Source organism: Proteinivorax hydrogeniformans, from assembly GCF_040515995.1.
Taxonomy (GTDB): Bacteria; Bacillota; Proteinivoracia; order Proteinivoracales; family Proteinivoracaceae; genus Proteinivorax; species Proteinivorax hydrogeniformans.
In genome coordinates this window covers 1,974,728-1,992,536 of the sequence record NZ_CP159485.1, presented here as the reverse complement: position 1 = coordinate 1,992,536, position 17,809 = coordinate 1,974,728, and the positions used below count along the sequence as shown (strand labels likewise).

At 36.1% G+C, this 17,809-nt stretch carries 22 protein-coding genes and 1 other annotated feature; all 22 genes read left to right on the top strand.

The features are described from left to right. The first annotated feature begins 28 nt into the window (after positions 1 to 28). Positions 29 to 224: a binding site (T-box leader), on the top strand. Positions 225 to 346: 122 nt separating this feature from the next. The 22 genes from alaS to PRVXH_RS09455 all read left to right on the top strand — a co-directional run bounded on the left by alaS (position 347) and on the right by PRVXH_RS09455 (position 17,802). Then, positions 347 to 2,950 (top strand): alanine--tRNA ligase, encoded by a 2,604-nt coding sequence (gene alaS, locus PRVXH_RS09560; RefSeq protein ID WP_353892553.1) that lies wholly within the window; start codon positions 347 to 349, stop codon positions 2,948 to 2,950. Between the two features lie 105 nt (positions 2,951 to 3,055). Further along, complete coding sequence (locus tag PRVXH_RS09555) at positions 3,056 to 3,313, top strand: IreB family regulatory phosphoprotein (RefSeq protein ID WP_353894576.1); 258 nt, start codon at positions 3,056 to 3,058, stop codon at positions 3,311 to 3,313. A 13-nt stretch (positions 3,314 to 3,326) separates the two neighbouring features. Then, positions 3,327 to 4,256: an aldo/keto reductase gene (locus PRVXH_RS09550; protein WP_353892552.1), complete on the top strand. Its 930-nt coding sequence runs from the start codon at positions 3,327 to 3,329 to the stop codon at positions 4,254 to 4,256. A 19-nt stretch (positions 4,257 to 4,275) separates the two neighbouring features. After that, the gene (ruvX, locus tag PRVXH_RS09545; RefSeq protein ID WP_353892551.1) at positions 4,276 to 4,686 is read left to right on the top strand and encodes a Holliday junction resolvase RuvX; all 411 of its coding nucleotides are present in this window, start codon (positions 4,276 to 4,278) and stop codon (positions 4,684 to 4,686) included. A gap of 17 nt (positions 4,687 to 4,703) precedes the next feature. After that, a complete protein-coding gene (locus PRVXH_RS09540) occupies positions 4,704 to 4,970 on the top strand; it encodes a DUF1292 domain-containing protein (RefSeq protein WP_353892550.1) in 267 nt (88 codons plus the stop codon). A 30-nt stretch (positions 4,971 to 5,000) separates the two neighbouring features. After that, positions 5,001 to 6,086 (top strand): endolytic transglycosylase MltG, encoded by a 1,086-nt coding sequence (gene mltG / locus PRVXH_RS09535; RefSeq protein ID WP_353892549.1) that lies wholly within the window; start codon positions 5,001 to 5,003, stop codon positions 6,084 to 6,086. Positions 6,087 to 6,148: 62 nt separating this feature from the next. After that, positions 6,149 to 7,363: a U32 family peptidase gene (locus PRVXH_RS09530; protein WP_353892548.1), complete on the top strand. Its 1,215-nt coding sequence runs from the start codon at positions 6,149 to 6,151 to the stop codon at positions 7,361 to 7,363. Position 7,364: 1 nt separating this feature from the next. Next, positions 7,365 to 7,988, top strand: coding sequence for a uridine kinase (gene udk / locus PRVXH_RS09525; protein WP_353892547.1), 624 nt, complete (start codon positions 7,365 to 7,367; stop codon positions 7,986 to 7,988). A gap of 45 nt (positions 7,989 to 8,033) precedes the next feature. Then, the gene (locus PRVXH_RS09520) at positions 8,034 to 9,470 is read left to right on the top strand and encodes a penicillin-binding transpeptidase domain-containing protein (RefSeq protein WP_353892546.1); all 1,437 of its coding nucleotides are present in this window, start codon (positions 8,034 to 8,036) and stop codon (positions 9,468 to 9,470) included. Between the two features lie 62 nt (positions 9,471 to 9,532). Next, on the top strand, positions 9,533 to 10,228 hold the full coding sequence (gene sigK, locus PRVXH_RS09515) for an RNA polymerase sporulation sigma factor SigK (RefSeq protein WP_353892545.1): 696 nt from the start codon (positions 9,533 to 9,535) through the stop codon (positions 10,226 to 10,228). Positions 10,229 to 10,275: 47 nt separating this feature from the next. Then, a complete protein-coding gene (locus PRVXH_RS09510; RefSeq protein ID WP_353894575.1) occupies positions 10,276 to 10,797 on the top strand; it encodes a YqeG family HAD IIIA-type phosphatase in 522 nt (173 codons plus the stop codon). A gap of 59 nt (positions 10,798 to 10,856) precedes the next feature. Beyond that, positions 10,857 to 11,075, top strand: coding sequence for a hypothetical protein (locus PRVXH_RS09505; protein WP_353892544.1), 219 nt, complete (start codon positions 10,857 to 10,859; stop codon positions 11,073 to 11,075). 64 nt (positions 11,076 to 11,139) lie between these two features. After that, positions 11,140 to 11,907 carry a hypothetical protein gene (locus tag PRVXH_RS09500; protein WP_353892543.1) on the top strand — a complete coding sequence of 256 codons (768 nt, stop codon included), beginning with the start codon at positions 11,140 to 11,142 and terminating at the stop codon, positions 11,905 to 11,907. A gap of 89 nt (positions 11,908 to 11,996) precedes the next feature. Further along, positions 11,997 to 13,055 (top strand): ATPase, T2SS/T4P/T4SS family, encoded by a 1,059-nt coding sequence (locus PRVXH_RS09495; protein ID WP_353892542.1) that lies wholly within the window; start codon positions 11,997 to 11,999, stop codon positions 13,053 to 13,055. Next, complete coding sequence (locus PRVXH_RS09490; protein ID WP_353892541.1) at positions 13,033 to 14,010, top strand: type II secretion system F family protein; 978 nt, start codon at positions 13,033 to 13,035, stop codon at positions 14,008 to 14,010. Before PRVXH_RS09495 ends, PRVXH_RS09490 begins: the two co-directional genes overlap by 23 nt. Before the next feature lie 49 nt (positions 14,011 to 14,059). After that, a complete protein-coding gene (locus tag PRVXH_RS09485; protein WP_353892540.1) occupies positions 14,060 to 14,506 on the top strand; it encodes a prepilin-type N-terminal cleavage/methylation domain-containing protein in 447 nt (148 codons plus the stop codon). Then, positions 14,499 to 14,846, top strand: a complete 348-nt coding sequence (locus PRVXH_RS09480; RefSeq protein ID WP_353892539.1) for a hypothetical protein — start codon at positions 14,499 to 14,501, stop codon at positions 14,844 to 14,846. The genes PRVXH_RS09485 and PRVXH_RS09480 overlap by 8 nt, the downstream gene beginning before the upstream one ends. After that, positions 14,836 to 15,288: a prepilin-type N-terminal cleavage/methylation domain-containing protein gene (locus PRVXH_RS09475; protein WP_353892538.1), complete on the top strand. Its 453-nt coding sequence runs from the start codon at positions 14,836 to 14,838 to the stop codon at positions 15,286 to 15,288. The genes PRVXH_RS09480 and PRVXH_RS09475 overlap by 11 nt, the downstream gene beginning before the upstream one ends. Continuing rightward, a complete protein-coding gene (locus tag PRVXH_RS09470; protein ID WP_353892537.1) occupies positions 15,231 to 15,614 on the top strand; it encodes a hypothetical protein in 384 nt (127 codons plus the stop codon). Before PRVXH_RS09475 ends, PRVXH_RS09470 begins: the two co-directional genes overlap by 58 nt. Before the next feature lie 12 nt (positions 15,615 to 15,626). After that, entirely contained in the window at positions 15,627 to 17,042 is a 1,416-nt protein-coding gene (locus PRVXH_RS09465; RefSeq protein WP_353892536.1) for a CBS domain-containing protein, read from the top strand. Further along, positions 17,043 to 17,306 carry a late competence development ComFB family protein gene (locus PRVXH_RS09460; RefSeq protein ID WP_353892535.1) on the top strand — a complete coding sequence of 88 codons (264 nt, stop codon included), beginning with the start codon at positions 17,043 to 17,045 and terminating at the stop codon, positions 17,304 to 17,306. Beyond that, positions 17,302 to 17,802 (top strand): shikimate kinase, encoded by a 501-nt coding sequence (locus tag PRVXH_RS09455; RefSeq protein ID WP_353894574.1) that lies wholly within the window; start codon positions 17,302 to 17,304, stop codon positions 17,800 to 17,802. Before PRVXH_RS09460 ends, PRVXH_RS09455 begins: the two co-directional genes overlap by 5 nt. Positions 17,803 to 17,809 lie beyond the last annotated feature (7 nt).

Genomic DNA, 17,809 nt, shown 5'->3' with positions numbered 1-17,809 from the left:
ATATTATAATATAGCTAAAATTAAATGTGTAAAACTGATAAAGGGAATTAGTATACAAAGTCACTTTTTAAAGAAAGGATGACCCTTGGCTGAAAGGTTGTCTAAAAGTTTTTGTAGAAGCTGTCCTGGAGGTGCTTTTATAAAGCCGGTTAACGCCGTTACAGTTAAGAGCGATTCTTTTTATAGAATAAAATGGGTGGTACCGCGGCTTGTTCGTCCCTGTTGTAAACTTCAACAGGGGCTTTTTTAATTTTAAAACTAATTGTTAAATTATTTATAGCTTTAGGGAAAGTTATTAGTGATCGTATACATAGCAGAGTAGATTTAAATTATAAGGAGGAAAACGATGAAAACAAATGAAATTAGAAGTAAGTTTTTAAACTTTTACGAAAACAAAGGTCATGATATTTTAAAAAGCGCGCCGCTTATCCCAGAGAAGGACCCTACTTTATTGTTAATCGGAGCTGGAATGGCGCCATTTAAAGATTACTTTACCGGTAATAAGACAAGAAATAATCCCAAAGTTGCTACCGCTCAAAAATGCATAAGAACAGGCGATATAGAAAACGTAGGCGTAACTGCCCGCCATCACACTTTTTTTGAAATGCTAGGCAATTTTTCCTTTGGTGATTACTTTAAGGAGAAAGCGATAACCTGGTCCTGGGAGTTTTTAACAGGGTGGCTAAAGCTAGATAAAACCAACCTATATATATCTGTCTATTACGAAGATGAGGAAGCATATAATATATGGAAAGACAAAATTGGTATTAGTCCTTCGAAAATTATTAAGTTAGGTAAAAAGGATAATTTTTGGGAAATTGGAGTTGGCCCTTGTGGTCCTTCGTCAGAAATCTATTACGATCAAGGAGAGGAGCTAGGGTGCAAAAGTGCAGACTGTAAGCCTGGCTGTGAATGTGACCGCTACCTTGAAATATGGAACTTGGTGTTTACTCAGTTTAACAAAGATGAAGAGGGAAATTATACACCTCTAGCTACAAAAAACATCGATACCGGAATGGGTCTTGAAAGAATAGCTGCTGTTATGCAAGGTGTAAAAACAAATTATGAAATAGATGCAATTATGCCGATAATTAACAAAACAGAATCCTTAAGCAAGCAAAGATATGGACAGGATGCAAAGGTAGATGTTTCCTTAAAGGTCATAGCAGATCATATAAGAGCAGTATCTTTTATGATTGCCGATGGTGTTATGCCTTCAAACGAAGGCAGGGGATATGTGCTAAGAAGGTTAATTAGAAAGGCGGTAAGACACGGAATACTCTTAGGTATAAAGGGCAATTTCTTAGCAGACTTAATGGAAGTTGTAGAAGATATAATGGGGTATCATTATGTGGAGCTCACAGAGAAAAAAGATTATATTAAAAAAGTCATATCTATAGAGGAAGAGCGCTTTGCACAAACCTTAGAACAGGGACTTGATTTGTTAAATGGTGAAATAAAGAAGCAAAAAGGTTCTACCTTTGATGGAGAAACTGCCTTTAAGCTTTATGACACATATGGCTTTCCCTTGGATATGACAAAAGAAATACTTAAAGAGCATAACCTAACTGTTGATGAATCTCAGTTCTACAAGTCTTTAGAAGAACAGAGAAACCGAGCGCGAAAAGCTAGGCAAGATGAAGGAAGTTTTGGTGTAGAAAATCTTAGCTTTTTAAAAGAAGTACCGCCCACACAGTTTACTGGGTACGCCAGCTTAGATATAACTTCTAAGCTAGACGTAATATTTAGTGAAAAAGAGAGTTTAAAGCTAGCAAATGCAGGTGAACAAATAAAAGTTATTTTGCCGCAGACTCCATTTTATCCTGAAGGTGGTGGGCAGGTAGGTGACAAAGGGGAAATAACAACGGATACAGGAGTTATGACAGTAACAGATACAGTTAAACAAGGCAGTCACATCATAATGCTAGGTAAAGTGAACTACGGTAGCATAAGCGTAGGCCAAAAAGCAACAGCTCAAGTGACCTCATCTGTCAGAGTTGACACCGAATTAAACCATACAGCAACTCATATCCTTCATAAAGCTCTGAAACAAATTATAGGTAATCAGGTAAAACAAGGTGGTTCTTATGTAGATGCTCAAAGACTCCGTTTTGACTTTACCCACTTTGAAGCATTGACGGCACAGCAGATTCAAGAAATTGAAGATAAAGTGAATGAAATTATAGATGCAGGAAAAGATGTCATGTCAGAGTACAAACCGTTAGAGCAAGCTAAAGCAGAAGGGGCGGAAGCTCTATTTGGAGAAAAGTATGAAGAAGATGTTAGAGTTGTGTCTATTGGGGATTATAGTAAAGAGCTATGTGGCGGAACTCATGTAAAAAACACTTTACAGTTAAAGCTTTTTAAAATAGTATCCGAAAGCTCTGTAGGCTCAGGATTAAGAAGGATCGAAGCTATTACAGGCAAAAGTGCTGTTAATTATTACAAAGAAAAAGAAATGGTAATCAACGAAATAGCACATGAACTAAAATGTAAGCCTGACAATGTAGATCAAAAGGTAAAAGAACTTAACAAAACAATTAAACAGTTAAAGGATGACTTAAAGACAGCACAAAGCAAATTAGCAGGATCGGTTATAGACGATATTTTAGCAGCAGGAGATAAGGTGGGAGAAACAGAGGTTTATACCGCTAAACTTGATGTTACCAACCCAGGTCAATTAAGGGATATAACTGATAAAGTAGTAGCTAACAAGGGAAATGCTGTGGTAGTTGTGGCTGCTGTAATAGGTGGTAAAGTTAATTTTGCAGCTAAAGCAACAAAACAAGCTGTTGATTCTGGAGTCCACTGTGGTAAAATAATAAAACACGTAGCCTCCATCTGTTCAGGCGGCGGAGGTGGAAAACCAGATATGGCTCAAGCTGGTGGTAAGGACCCAAGTAAGGTAGAACAGGCGTTAAGAGAAGTTTTAACAGTAATGGAAGAATAGTACAGAGATTATTGGGTAAGTTTATTTATAAACACATTTTGCAGGAAAGATTGCTAATTGTGTCGAATAAACATGTAATGAAATAAAATTTAAAAGGGGGTTGGAATTATGGCTAATTCCCAACATACTATGAAGTTTCAAGCACAAAAGGATACAAAAGATGTCAAGAAAACTTTGGCCGAAGTGTTTGAGAGCTTAGAAGAAAAAGGTTATAGTCCTATTAATCAAATTGTTGGTTACCTGCTTTCTGGAGATCCTGCATATATTACTAGTCACAATAATGCAAGAGTAAAGATAAGAAAGCTTGAACGAGACGAAATACTAGAAGAATTGGTAAAAAACTACATCGATGCTATCAAATAAAAGTTATAACAATTTGGGAAACAGCGATTTAGCTGTTTCCCCCATATGCTTTGGCACCCTCACTATGGGACCTCTTCAGAGAAACTTAACTCCCCTAGAGGGTGCTAAACTTTTATCTTACGGTTATTCACGGGGAATAAACTTTATCGATACAGCAGAAATATACGATAATTATGCTCATATCAAAAAAAGTATAGAATTAGCTAGATTTCGTCCAATAATAAGTACTAAGTCATATTGTTATGATAAAAAATCGGCACAACTTAGCGTACAAAAGGCTCTTGATAAAATGGGGATTGATTACCTAGATATTTTTTTGCTACATGAACAAACTTCATTTTATTCCATCAAAGGCCATTACGAGGCTGTTGAAACTTTGTTAAACTTAAAAGAAAAAGGATTAATAAAAAAAGTCGGGGTTTCAACACACTATATTCAATGTGTCCAAGATGTTAATTCATATCCAGAGCTTGACATCCTACACCCAATTTTTAACATCCATGGTTTGGGTATTGTAGATGGGAAAGCACAGGAAATGGAAAAAGCAATTGATTCTGCTTACCAGATGGGGAAAGGTATTTATGCTATGAAGGCCCTTGGAGGCGGTCACCTAATTAACAAAAGCAAAGAAGCTTTGCAATATGTTTTTAATAAAAAGCAAATAGCATCTGTTGCTATAGGAATGCAATCAACCGATGAGATAGATTTTAACATTCAGCTGGCAAACGGAATCTATGACTCAAAGCTTGCCAGAAAACTTTTGAATAGAAATAGACAGCTCCTTATACATGATTGGTGTCAGTGTTGCGGAAAATGTGTGAATACATGCCCTCAAAAGGCACTGGTTATAGAGGAAGAAAAACTTAAGGTCTTAGACCATAAGTGTGTGTTTTGTGGTTATTGTAGCAGAAGCTGTCCAGATTTTTGTATAAAGGTTATCTAAAAATAAGAGGTGTGGTTACTTGAGAGTAATGGGATTGGATTTAGGAGAAAAAACTATAGGTGTAGCTGTTTCCGATGAGTTAAAAATTACAGCTCAGGGACTTACGGTTATATCAAGAGCAGGGAAAAAAAATGACTTTGCTAAGCTAAAGGAAATAATTGACGAATATAAAATTACCAAAGTAGTTATTGGGTTGCCTAAAAACATGGACAACAGCATTGGAGAGCGGGGGGAGCTATCCATTAAATTTAAAGAAAGAATGGAAAAAAAATTCCCGCACTTAGAGTACTATTTAGAAGACGAACGCTTAACTACTGCTCAAGCTGAGCGACAGTTAATAGAAGCAGACGTCAGTAGAAAAGGTAGAAAGAAAGTTATTGATAAACAGGCTGCAATATTGATTTTGCAGAATTTCTTAGCTAAAATATAAATTTAGGAGGTTTGATTATGACAGATAACAATAACGAAGATATTAAAATAGTGTTGGTAGATGACGAAGGTAATGAGCATCTTTTCGTTGAATACGATCGAATTTCATATGAGGGTGAGGAGTATGCCTTTTTAATTCCAGAAGATACTAACGAACCTGAAACTGCCCATGTTTTTAAAATTGAAGAAAAAGATGGTGAACTGGTTTATAACGTTGTCGAAGATACTAATCTTCTTGACAAAGTTGAAGAAGCTTGGCACAATGAATTAACGGAAGAGGACTAGATTTTTTAGCAGGAGGGGAGAGTGATTAATATGGACAAGCTAAAGACAATAAAAGACAATTTGTCCCCTGAAAAGGTAAGAATTTTTTTTAGTGATTGGACGAAAAAGAAGACGTTTTTCGCCTTAGGCATATCCTTAGCTGTTCTTTTAATAGTGGGGGTTTCTATGATATTTAGTTTGACTTCCCCTCCGGGAGATGGTAGTCAAGTTGTTCAGCTAGAAATACCTATAGGCACTTCTACACAGGAAATCGCAGCAAAACTTGAGGAAAATGGTGTCATCAAAAACCAAAATCTTTTCATAGTTTACCTAAGGCTTAATAACTTAGGCGCAAACTTTCAAGCAGGTGAATACGACCTTACCGACGGTCTTACGTATGAAGAGATTTCCGAAGCTCTAACAGAAGGCAGAGTGGCAAAGGAATCAGTTAGATTTACTATACCTGAGGGATATACTATATTAGAAATTTCGGAAAACTTGGAAAGTCAAGGGTTAGTTGACGGCGATAAGTTTATCGAGCTTATCCAACAAGGAGAGTTTGAATACGATTTTGTCGAAGGGTTAGAGGATAACTATCATGATTTTAGGTTAGAAGGTTATTTATACCCCAACACTTATGAGGTTTATCCAGATGCTACAGAGTTTGAAATTATTGATCTAATGCTCGGTGAATTCGACAGCATAATTTCTGATAAAAGGAATAGAATTGATGAGCTTGGGCTAAGCTTGCATGAGGCGGTAACTTTAGCTTCTTTGATTGAGAGAGAAGCTAAACATGAAGACGAAATGTCTAAGATCGCCAGTGTGATATTTAACAGACTAGATAGCGGGATGTTACTTCAAATAGACGCTTCTGTATTATACGCTACTGGTCATAAAGATGTAGTTACCTATGCAGACTTAGAAGTAGACTCGCCATATAACACATACAAGTATAAAGGAATCCCACCCACACCTATCGCTAGCCCAGGGAGAGCTGCGTTAGATGCTATACTATACCCTGATGAAACAGAATACCTTTTTTATGTAGCAGATCGGAAAACAGGATATCATCATTTTGCAAAAACATATCAAGAACACCGACAAAATGCAGACAGGTACTGGCATATAGATTAGTGGAAATATTTTAGGGGACGTAAATTTTACGTTCCCATTCTTTCGTATATGAGGTGATATAAATGAATAAAAAACCGGAACTTTTAGCGCCAGCAGGTAGCTTAGAAAAATTAAAAATAGCTGTAAAATATGGGGCTGATGCAGTATATCTAGCAGGAAAAAGCTTTGGGCTTAGAGCTCGAGCAACTAACTTTTCTGAAAGCGAACTATTAGAGGGATTGCACTTTGCTCATATTAATGGAGTAAAGGTGTATGTTACCGTAAATATTTTAGCTCATAACCCAGATATAGACAGACTGCCATCATATGTAAGATGGCTACAAACCGCTGGGGTAGATGCAGTGATTGTTGCTGATATAGGAGTTTTATCCTTAATAAAGGAGCATGCCCCAGGACTTGAAGTACACGTAAGCACTCAAGCCAATGTCACAAACTTTAAATCAGCAGAAGTTATGAAAAAACTAGGAGCTTCAAGGGTTGTAGTGGCAAGAGAACTGTCTATTGATGAAATAGCTCAAATTAGACAAAAAGCAGACATAGAGGTTGAGTCATTTATTCACGGAGCCATGTGCATGGCTTACTCCGGCCGTTGCTTACTAAGCTCTTATATGACTGGGAGGAGCGCTAATAGGGGAGATTGTGCCCAACCATGCAGATGGTCCTATCACTTAGTGGAGCAACAGCGACCGGGTGAATATATGCCTGTTGAATCCGATGACAGAGGTACATATATCATGAGCTCTAAAGATCTTATGGCTATGGAGTTTTTAGACAAGTTAGTGTATGCTGGTATAGATAGCTTGAAAATCGAGGGAAGAATGAAGAGCGTTCACTATGTAGCTACTGTGGTTAATGCTTACAGACAAGCTTTAGATAGTATCTATAATGGAGAGGAATTTAATAGTTCAAAATGGATAGCTGAGCTTAAAAAAGCTTCCAACCGTGAATTTACCTCAGGCTTTTATCACGGTAAGGCTGATCATACAGCACAAAATGTTCATAGCACAAAAGGCGATACTGAGTATGATTTTGTCGGTATTGTACAGGATAATAGCGACCAAAAAAAACATGCAATAATTGAACAAAGAAATCATTTTTCTCAAGGAGAAGAAGTGGAAATTATGATGCCTGGTGGTATAATAAAAAAGGCTGCTATAAAAAATATATGGGATGAGGAAGGGAATGTAATGGAAAAAGCTCCCCACCCACAGCAGTTAGTTAAAGTAGCACTAGACACTGATGTAAAAGAATTTGCTATACTTAGAAGGGAGAAATAAAATGAAAACACCTGTAATTATAGGAATTGCCGGTGGCACAGGCTCAGGTAAAACCACTGTCGCTCAAAAGGTTTTAGAAAAAATTGATTCCAGTAAAATAACTATTATAGAGCATGATTCATACTACAAAGATCAATCTAAGATAACCTTTGAAGAACGACTGAAAACAAATTACGACCATCCTCTAGCCTTTGACACAGACCTACTGTTAAAGCATCTAACAGACTTAAGGGCTGGCAAACCTATACAAAGACCTGTTTATTCCTTTAAAAGTCACACTAGGCTACCTGAAGCTGTCACGGAAGAACCTAAGAAAATAATAATTCTAGAGGGGATTTTAATTTTAGAGGATAAAAGAATAAGAGATCTTATGGATATAAAGGTCTATGTCGATACAGACCCGGACGTTCGCATTATACGTAGGATAGTTAGGGATATTAAAGAGCGAGAAAGAACACTAGAATCTGTAGTTGATCAGTACCTTTCAGTAGTTAGGCCGATGCACTTGCAATTTGTAGAACCATCGAAAAAGTTTGCTGACATTATTGTGCCAGAAGGCGGCGAAAACAAAGTAGCAATAGACATCTTAACTGCAAAAATAATCTCATTAGTAAACAGTCACTGAATTCTTTAAAACTCTCCTGGAGATAATATCTTCAGGAGGTTTTTTATGTACAAAAGAATTAACGTGTTACTGATTGTGTTCTTATTAATCTTTGCTTTTTTGTTAGCAAAAGTGGGCTATCTATCGCTTTTTAAGCATACTCAATACAGTCAACAAATAGTTAATCAAAGAATGAAAACGCTTATTTACAACTGTAATCGGGGCGATATTTTAGATAGAAACCTAGACTCTCTTTTAAAAACAGAAGAAACACAAGGTTGGGCTAGTTATTGCCCAGAAAATAAAAAAGTGATTTTTTCTCAAGAAAAAGCTGACGAGGCAAAGCCGGTGACCATTACAAAAAGAAAAACTGACATAGCCAACCACCTACTTGGGCTGATTAATCATCATAATTTATATAGCATTTTTGGCTATAAAGGCGTAAGTGGCATAGAGGCCCAATATAATGATGATTTAGCAGCGGCTCCTTCAAAAGTTTCTGCTTTTACTGATGTTTATGGAGAATTGCTTTCGCCTGAACATTTTCATGATATAAAAAATCCAGAAAATGAAACGGTGGTTGTTTTAACTATAGATTCAAGTTTGCAACAGCAAGTGGAGTATATAGTCGATAAAAATGACAACATGCAGCAAGGTGCGGTTATTATAATGGATCCAAGCACTGGGGAAGTGTTAACTATGCTAAGCCGTCCTACTCATAACTATGAGCAAGCAGATGACGGAAGCCACATAAATAAAGCCATAACAATTCATAAACAATATAATCCTGCATCTTTGTTTAAAATCGTAACTTCAATCACAGCCATAGAAAATGGATACAAGCTACAAGACACCTTTTTATGTGGGGGTGATAGTTGTCCAGTCGTACATGGGCGAGTAACGCTTCAAGAGGCGTTTGCTTACTCCTGTAATGAAGTTTTTCACGAAATCACAACTGACATAGGACCGTCAGAAATATTAAAAACTGCCTCAAAATTAGGGCTAGGAAAGTCAACAGAGGTGGGGTTAGACTTTGAATCAAAAGGCAAAATACCTCAAATAGACACAGTTAGTGGCATTAAAGGCAACAGGTTACTAGCCATGGGCCAGGGGCAATTAGAGGTAACACCTATTCAAATAGCTAAATTAACTTCAATCGTTGCAAATGGAGGCTACAACATTCATCCTAATATAGTTCATTACATTGGTGAAAAACCGACCCTTCCGTCATCTTCCATTGATTTTTTTAATGCCAAGCCAATTATATCCTTAGATACATCAAATAAACTTAAAAAAATGATGCAATCTACAATTAGCTATGGCACTGCAAAAGATATCTTATATGGTGGTGGAGCGAAAACAGGCACAGCCGATAATGGTCTAAGGTGGATTGCCGGTTTTTTTCCTTATGAAAACCCAAAATATGTCATAACTATATTAGTAGAAAATGGGCAAAGCCCAGTTAAAATAATGCAGGAAATTCTCAGTGAGATTGGCTTATAAACTAATTTTTTCCCCTCTAAAAACATATAAATGTTAAACACATAAAAAAGGGGGGCTTTAGATTGTCAATTTTATTTGCACTTGCTTATGCTTTAAAGGAGCTTTCGCTGTTAGTATCATATGTAAAAAACAATACATTTCCTCAGCCGCTTAGCGCTAAAGAAGAAGAGCATTACTTAATAAAAATGGAGCAAGGTGACAAAGAGGCACGGAAAAAGCTAATTGAGCATAACCTACGTTTAGTTGCCCATATCGTCAAAAAATATGATAACACTGCAATAGAGCATGACGATTTAATATCTTTAGGATCTTGTGGGCTTATGAAAGCAATAGACAGCTTCGATCGTAAAAAGGGAATCAAACTAGCTACCTACGCCGCCCGTTGTATAGAAAATGAAATATTGATGCAGTTAAGATCGAACAAAAAAAGTCGAGATGATAAATCATTAGAAGAACCTTTAGGAACTGACGGTGAAGGAAATGAACTAACCTTAATGGATATCTTAGGAACTGAAAGTGACCTATTTGAAAAGGTTGATACAAAGCTTAATATAGCTAGATTAAACGAGGTGCTATTTAATCTTACGCAAAAAGAACGTTTTGTTATAGTAAAGCGATTTGGTCTAGGTTCAAACGAGATATTAACACAACGGGAGATAGCAGAAAAGCTAGGTATATCAAGGTCATATGTTTCCCGAATTGAAAAAAAAGCCATAATAAAACTGTTAAAAGAACTAAAAGTGCAAAATTTAATTTAAAAACCCACCAAAAAATGCTATAATATTTTTATCTAGGAGGTGGTACTATTTCTATCTTAAAAAAGTTAACTCCCGATTTGTACTTAGAATCTGTATATGAGCTAGATGTGGAGAAATTAAAGAAAAATGGTATAGATACTATAATAACAGATTTAGATAATACCTTAGTTGGGTGGAATGAACCTTCACCTAATTCTAAGCTGATGAAGTGGTTTAAAAATTTGATAGACCAAGGCTTTAAAGTTGTAATTGTGTCAAATAATGGGGAAAATAGAGTGGCGTCCTTTGCTAAAGAGGCCGGGCTTCCTTTTATTTCAAAAGCTAATAAACCGAGACGAAGTCCATTTTCTAGAGCTATAGAGTTAATGGAAAGCAAAAAAAACTCCTCTGCAGTTATAGGAGATCAGATTTTTACTGATGTTTTAGGGGGCAATCGCTCTGGTTTGTTTACTATCTTAGTGATACCAATAAACGAAAAGGAGTTTATCGGCACAAAAATAGTAAGGCAAGCTGAAAAGATGGTACTTAGATCACTAAAAAATAGAGGGTATATAAAAGGAGAAATTTAAAGATAAATGTATAAATAGGCACCTTTTGAATAAATTATCTCTAGGAGGTGCCTTAAGTAATGGAAAGAGTTGTAACTGTCTTTAAAAAAGTAGATTGGGATGAAGTTGATGTACTTCAAATGCTTAAAGCAATAGTGGAGGAAGCCAAAAGAGATAATCCCGATGTAAAAGATATGTCCCTTGGGGATATAGGCTTTAAAAGAATTGGCAATCATGTTCAAGTTAGTCTAAAGTTTGTTGATTCAAAAAAAGTAGCAAAAGAAGACTTAAAAGTATGAGTTAACGCAGCTGTCATCCATGTAAGGAGATAGCTGTTATTTTTTTAAAAAAGGAGGACTAGCTATGGATAAATATTGTGTTATAGGCTCTCCCATAGACCATAGTTTGTCGCCTAAAATACATAACAGGCTATTTGACTACTATGGACTATCTGCAAGGTATAGCAAAATAGATGTATCTTTTGAAAACTTAGAAAAGGTGCTAAAAAAGCTAAAAAAGGAGGGATACAAAGGGTTTAATGTAACCTATCCTTTAAAGGGGGAAATACTAAACCTTATAGATGAACACCCTGATTATGTAAAAACGATTTCTAGCGTTAATACGGTATCTATAGTTAATGGAAAGCTTATAGGAGATAATACCGACTTTAGAGGTATGCAGTTTATATTAGCTCCTTACAAAAATGAAAAAATATATATACTAGGGAGCGGCAACATGGCTAATACAACGCTCTATGCACTTAACGAAAGTGGCCAAAAAGTAACTGTTGCCTGTAGAAATGCTACAGCAGGTGAGTCTTTAAGGTATAGATACCCATATATTGAACTTATGAGCCTTGATCAGTTTAGCAAGCAAAAACTAAAGGGGGTTACTATAAACACCCTCCCCTTAGATTTAGATATATCCTACCTTTTTGATAATAAGAATGATCATACCGTTATAGATTGCAATTATAATACCAGCCCATCACTAAACAGCAAAATCAAGTACATTTCTGGCCTAAGCCTGCTGTATGCCCAAGCGCTAAAATCTTTTGAAATTTGGACAGGCCACAGTCCCACAATGAAAATACTAGATAGCTTAATGAGAACAAATGGAAATAAGCACTAGTGCCTTAGGCACTGGTGCTTATTTCTTGCACTAAAATAGAGGATTTTAGCCAAAATAATAGAATATTGTCACAAATAGGAGGTGTAACTTTGGAGGCAGAAAGGTATTTAGATAATTTAATAGCGGAGGGATTTTTAAAAAAATGTAGCGACATACACTTTCACCCTACAAACAATGATATAGAAGTCTTTTTTAGAGTGGATGGGTTGCTTAAAAGAGACCATACCCTAAAAAGAGAAGATGCTTTAAAGGTGTATTCAAGGATTAAGGTTTTAAGTAATTTAGATATCACTAGAAATAGACATCCTCAACAAGGTAGTTTTAAGTTAGAGGGAAAGCAATCAGTTGATGTGCGAGTTTCTACAATCAACACTGTCTGGGGCGAAAAGTTAGTTCTTCGGCTGTTTCCATACTCTCCAGAGTTTAGCACCTTTGAAGCTTTAGGGATGGAAGCATTCCAAATATCTGAAATAAATAAGCTGCTTAACATAAGGGGAGGTTTGATTTTGGTCTGTGGACCGACTGGAAGTGGTAAAACAACAACGCTATATACTATGGCCAATCAGCTTTATGATGAAAGTGTAAACATTGTGACTATAGAGGATCCAGTGGAATATAAGGTACCTCATTTTACACAAATCGATGTGGCGGAAGAATTAGGCCTGGACTTTTCACCGCTTCTTACATCTGTTTTAAGGCAAGACCCTGATATAATTATTATAGGTGAAGTGAGAAATGCCAAAACAGCCCAAATTGCTATAAGGGCAGCTTTAACTGGGCATACAGTTCTTGCCAGCGTACATACAGAAGATACCCTCTCCTCTATAGATCGATTTATAAATTTAGATGTAAATCCCGCAATTTTTGCCGAAGCATTTAGAGGGGCTTTAGCTCAACGTCTTATTAGAATAAAAAGCAGAGATGACGAGTATAGGGGTAGGACAGGGATATTTGAGGTTCTTTTAAAGGACGAAAATTTAAAAAGTTATATATTAAAAAGAGATCAAAAAGCCGTAAGTAAAGTAAGGGAAAAACTATTTTGCTTAAAACAGGCTGCTCATTCCAAAAAGTGCCAAAACATCACAGATAAAAAGGAAATAAATCGTGTGTTAGGAGTTTTTAAAAATGAAGGAAAAGCATCTAATTGAGTTTTTAGATAACATATTTTACCTTTTAAAAGGAAAAGTATCGCTGCTTCCGGCATTTAAGCTAATGCAGGACATCGGAGATAAAAATCAAAGGCTGATATCGCAAGACATCTTTAGCAGCTTAGAAAAAGGTTATAGTCTCCATGAAAGCTTAAATAGCACAGGTCAATTTCCAAAGTATATTATCGAATTAATTAAAGTGGGAGAAGAAGGAGAAATGCTTGTAAAGAGCATAGAAAAAATCAGCGCTTTTCTAAAGCAAAAAAAAGAACTTAAAGAAACGCTGATAACTTCTTTAATATACCCTGGTATACTACTTGGAATTGCTCTGTTGACAATAATTCTAACCCTTGTTTGGCTTGTCCCCTCAATGGAGGCAGTATACATTACCTTAGGGGTTGATAAAAATATAATCTTAAATATTATATTAACTTTGCCCTTTCCACAATTACTACTGATAGGAGCAGTTGTAGCGGCACTTTTTGTCTATATCAGAATCAAAAGAGAGGGGATACGGCGGTTGCCTGTTTTAGGAAAGATCTTTTGGGACCTTGAAAAAATGACGTACTATGAAATCTTACATAATACTTTGCAGCAGGGTATCTCCCTCTATAAAAGTTTAAGCTTATTACAACATTATCCGTCTAAAGAAATTAAAGATATAGCATTTAAACAAAAACAGCTTTTAAGTAAAGGACATTCCTTTACATCTGCGTTAAGAAGCTTTGAAAACAACCCAATACCTCTAGGTTTTATTACGGTAGGTGAAGAGGCAGCAAACTTAGTTGACGCTACTCAAAGAGCTGCAAACTTTTACCAAAAGGAATTAAAACTAAAAGCGGCGGGCTTTGCTAAAACTTTTGAACCTATTATGATGCTGGTAGTTGCTTCGGTAATCGTTGTTATTGTAATAGTGCTGCTGTATCCTATTTATAGTTTATTGCAGAATATTTAAAGCATATAAGGTGGTGAGATGAGTTATCGAATGTTGATAACCAAGTTAAATGCATGAACATGGATTTACGATGTTGGAACTTTTAATAGTTATAGCAGTTTTTAGTGCCGTTATTCTAACAGTTTCGAGCTTTGTTTTAACAACTAATCAAAACCCTGCCCTAAACTTAGAAAACTATGCCCAAAAGATTCTATTAGATTTACAGTATGCTCAGCAAAAAGCTATGAGCACCGATACTTCAGTTACAGTTTATTTTCCATCGGGGTGCAATAAGTCCTATGAGGTTCATCAGAATCTTGAGAAGAAATGGACTATGGAAGTCCCAGAAAATTTGAGAATAACAAATAATTTTTCGCCCTATATGTTAATCTACAATACCGGACTATCAGAGCGAGGGGGAAGAATAACCATAAGTGATCAATATGGTAACCAGGCTATAATTTACTTTGACGTAATAGGTGGTAGGTTAAGAATGGAGCTTAACTATAATGAATAATAATGGAGCTATTTTGTTAAATGTGTTGCTATCAGTTGTTCTGGTATCGATGGTAGTTGCTACGTTTACAGCAGCTATAATTACTATAAATCAGATTGAAGCATATAACCGCAATTATTCTGACGCTGTGCTTGTGGCAAACAACATTTTAGAACAAAAACTTAGTAAAAATAGCAAAAAACACCATTATTCCTTTATTTGTGCAGGAGATGAGATGTTTGATGTAGAAATAAATGTTACGCAATCATCACAGTTCGATGTTGTGGATGTTACGGTTTCGTGGAGGCAGCTTACTGGCACTTACTCTGTTAGTTTGGAAGGGTATTATTATGAAAAATAAGGGCTTTACTTTGTTGGAAGTTCTAGTAGCCTTACCTCTAATAACCTTTATTATGATAATTCTCCTGCAGTTAATTATTTTTTCCATGAACCTATCTGAGGAAATGAGAAAGTCTGCTGAATATCAATACAACATTAGAACAATTCATCAAAGAATGGCTAGGGATATTAACAGGGCTATATACAAGGAAGAAGTATTTATCGATAATTTTGGAAGGCTAGTAATTAACTACCCAAATGAAGATCAAATAAAATACTATCACAGAAGCGGCACATCCAGCATAGTTCGCAACGCCCCTGGCGGAACCTATCCAATAAGCGAAAACATAACTAAGTTCAACTATGATATAACTACTTGTGGTAGGTATCTGGAGGTAAATATTGAATGGGACAATCACAGGGGATTTTCCATTATCTTAAAAATTCCTCAAAGGGAAACATAACAGTTTTAGTGCTGGTTGTAATATTTACCTGCGTAGCGGTACTTAGTTTGGGATTTAGTTTTTCACATAAAATAACCAAGTCAAACCAGCTTTATAAACAAAAGCTACAGGCTAGGCATATCGCCCTTGGTGTAGCTGACAAAGTTTTAGCTAAGAACAATTTAGAAGGTCAAGCTTCTTCAGAAGGAAAGCTAAAAAAGGGAACCTACAGCTGGTCGTATTCCGACAATGAGCTAAAGGTGACTTCTGAATATAAAGAATCTATTTATACAATATCGATAGTTAAAGATGATGATGGAAAAATAGTTAGCTGGACCGAATATTAGGAGGGGTAGCATATGACAATCGGCAATATTATGAGCAAAGATTTCTCAACAGTTATCAAAGAAGAGTCAATAAGTGATGTGGTGGAAAAGATACATAGAAGAGACCATTCTGTAGCCTTTGTTATAGATGAAGATAATAAGCTTTGTGGCATGGTTACTAACGGAACAATAAAGGAAATAATAGCTAAGGGAGTTTCTTACAAAAGGCCTATAGAGGATGTAATGATAAGTAAAGAAAAAACGGACACCTTGAATATAAGAGATGATATACTTAATGCAATAAACATTTTTAAGGAAAAGGATATACGCTTTTTACCTGTTTTAAAAGAGGAAGAAGTGGTAGGGGTTATCAGCCAGCGAAAGGCGATGAAATTTTTAATAAAAAAACAAGTTCAAGACGGTTTGGAGTCTAGAAAAGAAAAAAAAGCTAGGATGATAGTTGAATCTTTAAATGAAGGTTTGATTGTAGTTGATAAAGACTTAACTGTAATGGAATTTAACCCAGCTGCTGAAAAAATGACTGGACTCAAAGCCGATGAGAGAATAGGTAAAAAGTCTGAAAATAGGTCAAAGGATCCATCTATTGTGGAGATGGTAATAAAAGATGGAATCCCCCGATTTAATCAAGAAGTTAAAATGAGAGATGGTAGGATATTTTTAGTCAACTACGTACCACTAAAGCAAAATGGCGATATAGAGGGAGTGGTGCAAAGCTTTAGTGATATAACTGCTTTTAAACAACTTCAAGATCAAGTATCTAAAACTAAAGAAGAACTTGATAAAGCTTTCGCCTTGACGCTGCCGAATTCTAAGGTAGAATATAAGCTAAAAGCTACTCCAGAGTATATTGATGCTTTTGATCCAAGCACTAACACCATAAAAATTACCGATGTTATAAAGTCTGGTGGGTATGTACATGTGGTAAACTCTTTAAAAGTTGCTGCGGATTTTAACGAAATGGGTTTAATGAAACTTATTGGCATAGAAAAAGACACATTGGTGGAGTCGATAATTTTCCACGACCTCGGTAAATCTCAGCCAGATTTAAATATAGGAGACATTGTAAGCCCTAATGAGGCCTTTGAACTTGGCATTCTTCATGCAGCCCGCAGCGCAGATATGGCTGAAAAATACTATAACAAAGCACAAGATGTAGTCACTATAATAAGGTACCACCATCACCCTGAAGATAAATTGCCCAAAGATTTTCCTACCCATCTCTTACCTTTATTGAGGCTATTCCAAGTTATAGATGGGTTATCGGCGGCCATCACTAGGCGTAACGCCAAGGTTACATATAAAGTGGATGGATCAAAACTAAAAGTCGTAGAGCAAAACGAGCATCCAAAATACAATAGAGTTTTGAATATAGACTTATATACTGGTAGGACAGAAGAAACTCCACTCAAACAAGGAGCTGAAGTGTAAATGGAGTTAATAAATTATAACGAAATTTTGGTTAAACAAAAGCTTGATGAACTATGGAAAGATAAAAATTCAGAGTGTAGGTGTAAAAAATGTAAGTTAGACGTAACTGCATTAGCTTTAAACAACCTTCCCCCTAAGTATGTTGTATCAGAAAAGGGTGAGCTATATTCAAAAGTAGATAGTTTTAATGTACAAGCCAGCACCGACATTACCAGCGCAGTAGTAGATGCTATGGAAAAAGTGAAAAGGAAGCCCAACCATTAGAAATATAGTCCTGGTAGGTTTTATGGGTGCTGGAAAAACCACAGTAGGTAAAATCTTAGCAAGTAAAATCTCATATAAGCTTTACTCCACTGACAAGCTGATTGCCGGTAAAGAAAATGCTTCAATAGCCTCTATTTTTGAACAAAGGGGAGAGCGATATTTTAGACATATAGAACATCAGGTTGTTAAAGAGCTAGCCAGTAAAAATGGTGGGTGCATTATTGATTGTGGTGGAGGTATAGTTGAAAACAAAGATAATATGAGAATACTTAAAGAATATGGCGCTATAGTATGGCTTAAATGTTCGCTACAGGATATTAATAGAAGAATTGATGGGGAAGGTAGGCCGTTATTTCAACAAGGTGGGAATGCAGTAAAAGAACTATACAAAAGAAGAACTCACCTGTATCAAAAATGGGCTGACTATACTGTAGATGCAGAAGAAGGGCCGTTAGAGGTTGCGGAGCAAATTCTCTCACAAGTGAACAAAGGATAAGAGGCTG

What these genes read in the sequence shown, in the direction of transcription:
- alaS (WP_353892553.1), top strand. Translation starts at nt 347, where the DNA reads ATGAAAACAAATGAAATTAGAAGTAAGTTTTTAAACTTTTACGAAAAC.
- PRVXH_RS09540 (WP_353892550.1), top strand. Translation starts at nt 4,704, where the DNA reads ATGACAGATAACAATAACGAAGATATTAAAATAGTGTTGGTAGATGAC.
- mltG (WP_353892549.1), top strand. Translation starts at nt 5,001, where the DNA reads ATGGACAAGCTAAAGACAATAAAAGACAATTTGTCCCCTGAAAAGGTA.
- PRVXH_RS09530 (WP_353892548.1), top strand. Translation starts at nt 6,149, where the DNA reads ATGAATAAAAAACCGGAACTTTTAGCGCCAGCAGGTAGCTTAGAAAAA.
- udk (WP_353892547.1), top strand. Translation starts at nt 7,365, where the DNA reads ATGAAAACACCTGTAATTATAGGAATTGCCGGTGGCACAGGCTCAGGT.
- PRVXH_RS09520 (WP_353892546.1), top strand. Translation starts at nt 8,034, where the DNA reads ATGTACAAAAGAATTAACGTGTTACTGATTGTGTTCTTATTAATCTTT.
- PRVXH_RS09505 (WP_353892544.1), top strand. Translation starts at nt 10,857, where the DNA reads ATGGAAAGAGTTGTAACTGTCTTTAAAAAAGTAGATTGGGATGAAGTT.
- PRVXH_RS09500 (WP_353892543.1), top strand. Translation starts at nt 11,140, where the DNA reads ATGGATAAATATTGTGTTATAGGCTCTCCCATAGACCATAGTTTGTCG.
- PRVXH_RS09490 (WP_353892541.1), top strand. Translation starts at nt 13,033, where the DNA reads ATGAAGGAAAAGCATCTAATTGAGTTTTTAGATAACATATTTTACCTT.
- PRVXH_RS09485 (WP_353892540.1), top strand. Translation starts at nt 14,060, where the DNA reads ATGCATGAACATGGATTTACGATGTTGGAACTTTTAATAGTTATAGCA.
- PRVXH_RS09480 (WP_353892539.1), top strand. Translation starts at nt 14,499, where the DNA reads ATGAATAATAATGGAGCTATTTTGTTAAATGTGTTGCTATCAGTTGTT.
- PRVXH_RS09475 (WP_353892538.1), top strand. Translation starts at nt 14,836, where the DNA reads ATGAAAAATAAGGGCTTTACTTTGTTGGAAGTTCTAGTAGCCTTACCT.
- PRVXH_RS09470 (WP_353892537.1), top strand. Translation starts at nt 15,231, where the DNA reads ATGGGACAATCACAGGGGATTTTCCATTATCTTAAAAATTCCTCAAAG.
- PRVXH_RS09465 (WP_353892536.1), top strand. Translation starts at nt 15,627, where the DNA reads ATGACAATCGGCAATATTATGAGCAAAGATTTCTCAACAGTTATCAAA.
- PRVXH_RS09460 (WP_353892535.1), top strand. Translation starts at nt 17,043, where the DNA reads ATGGAGTTAATAAATTATAACGAAATTTTGGTTAAACAAAAGCTTGAT.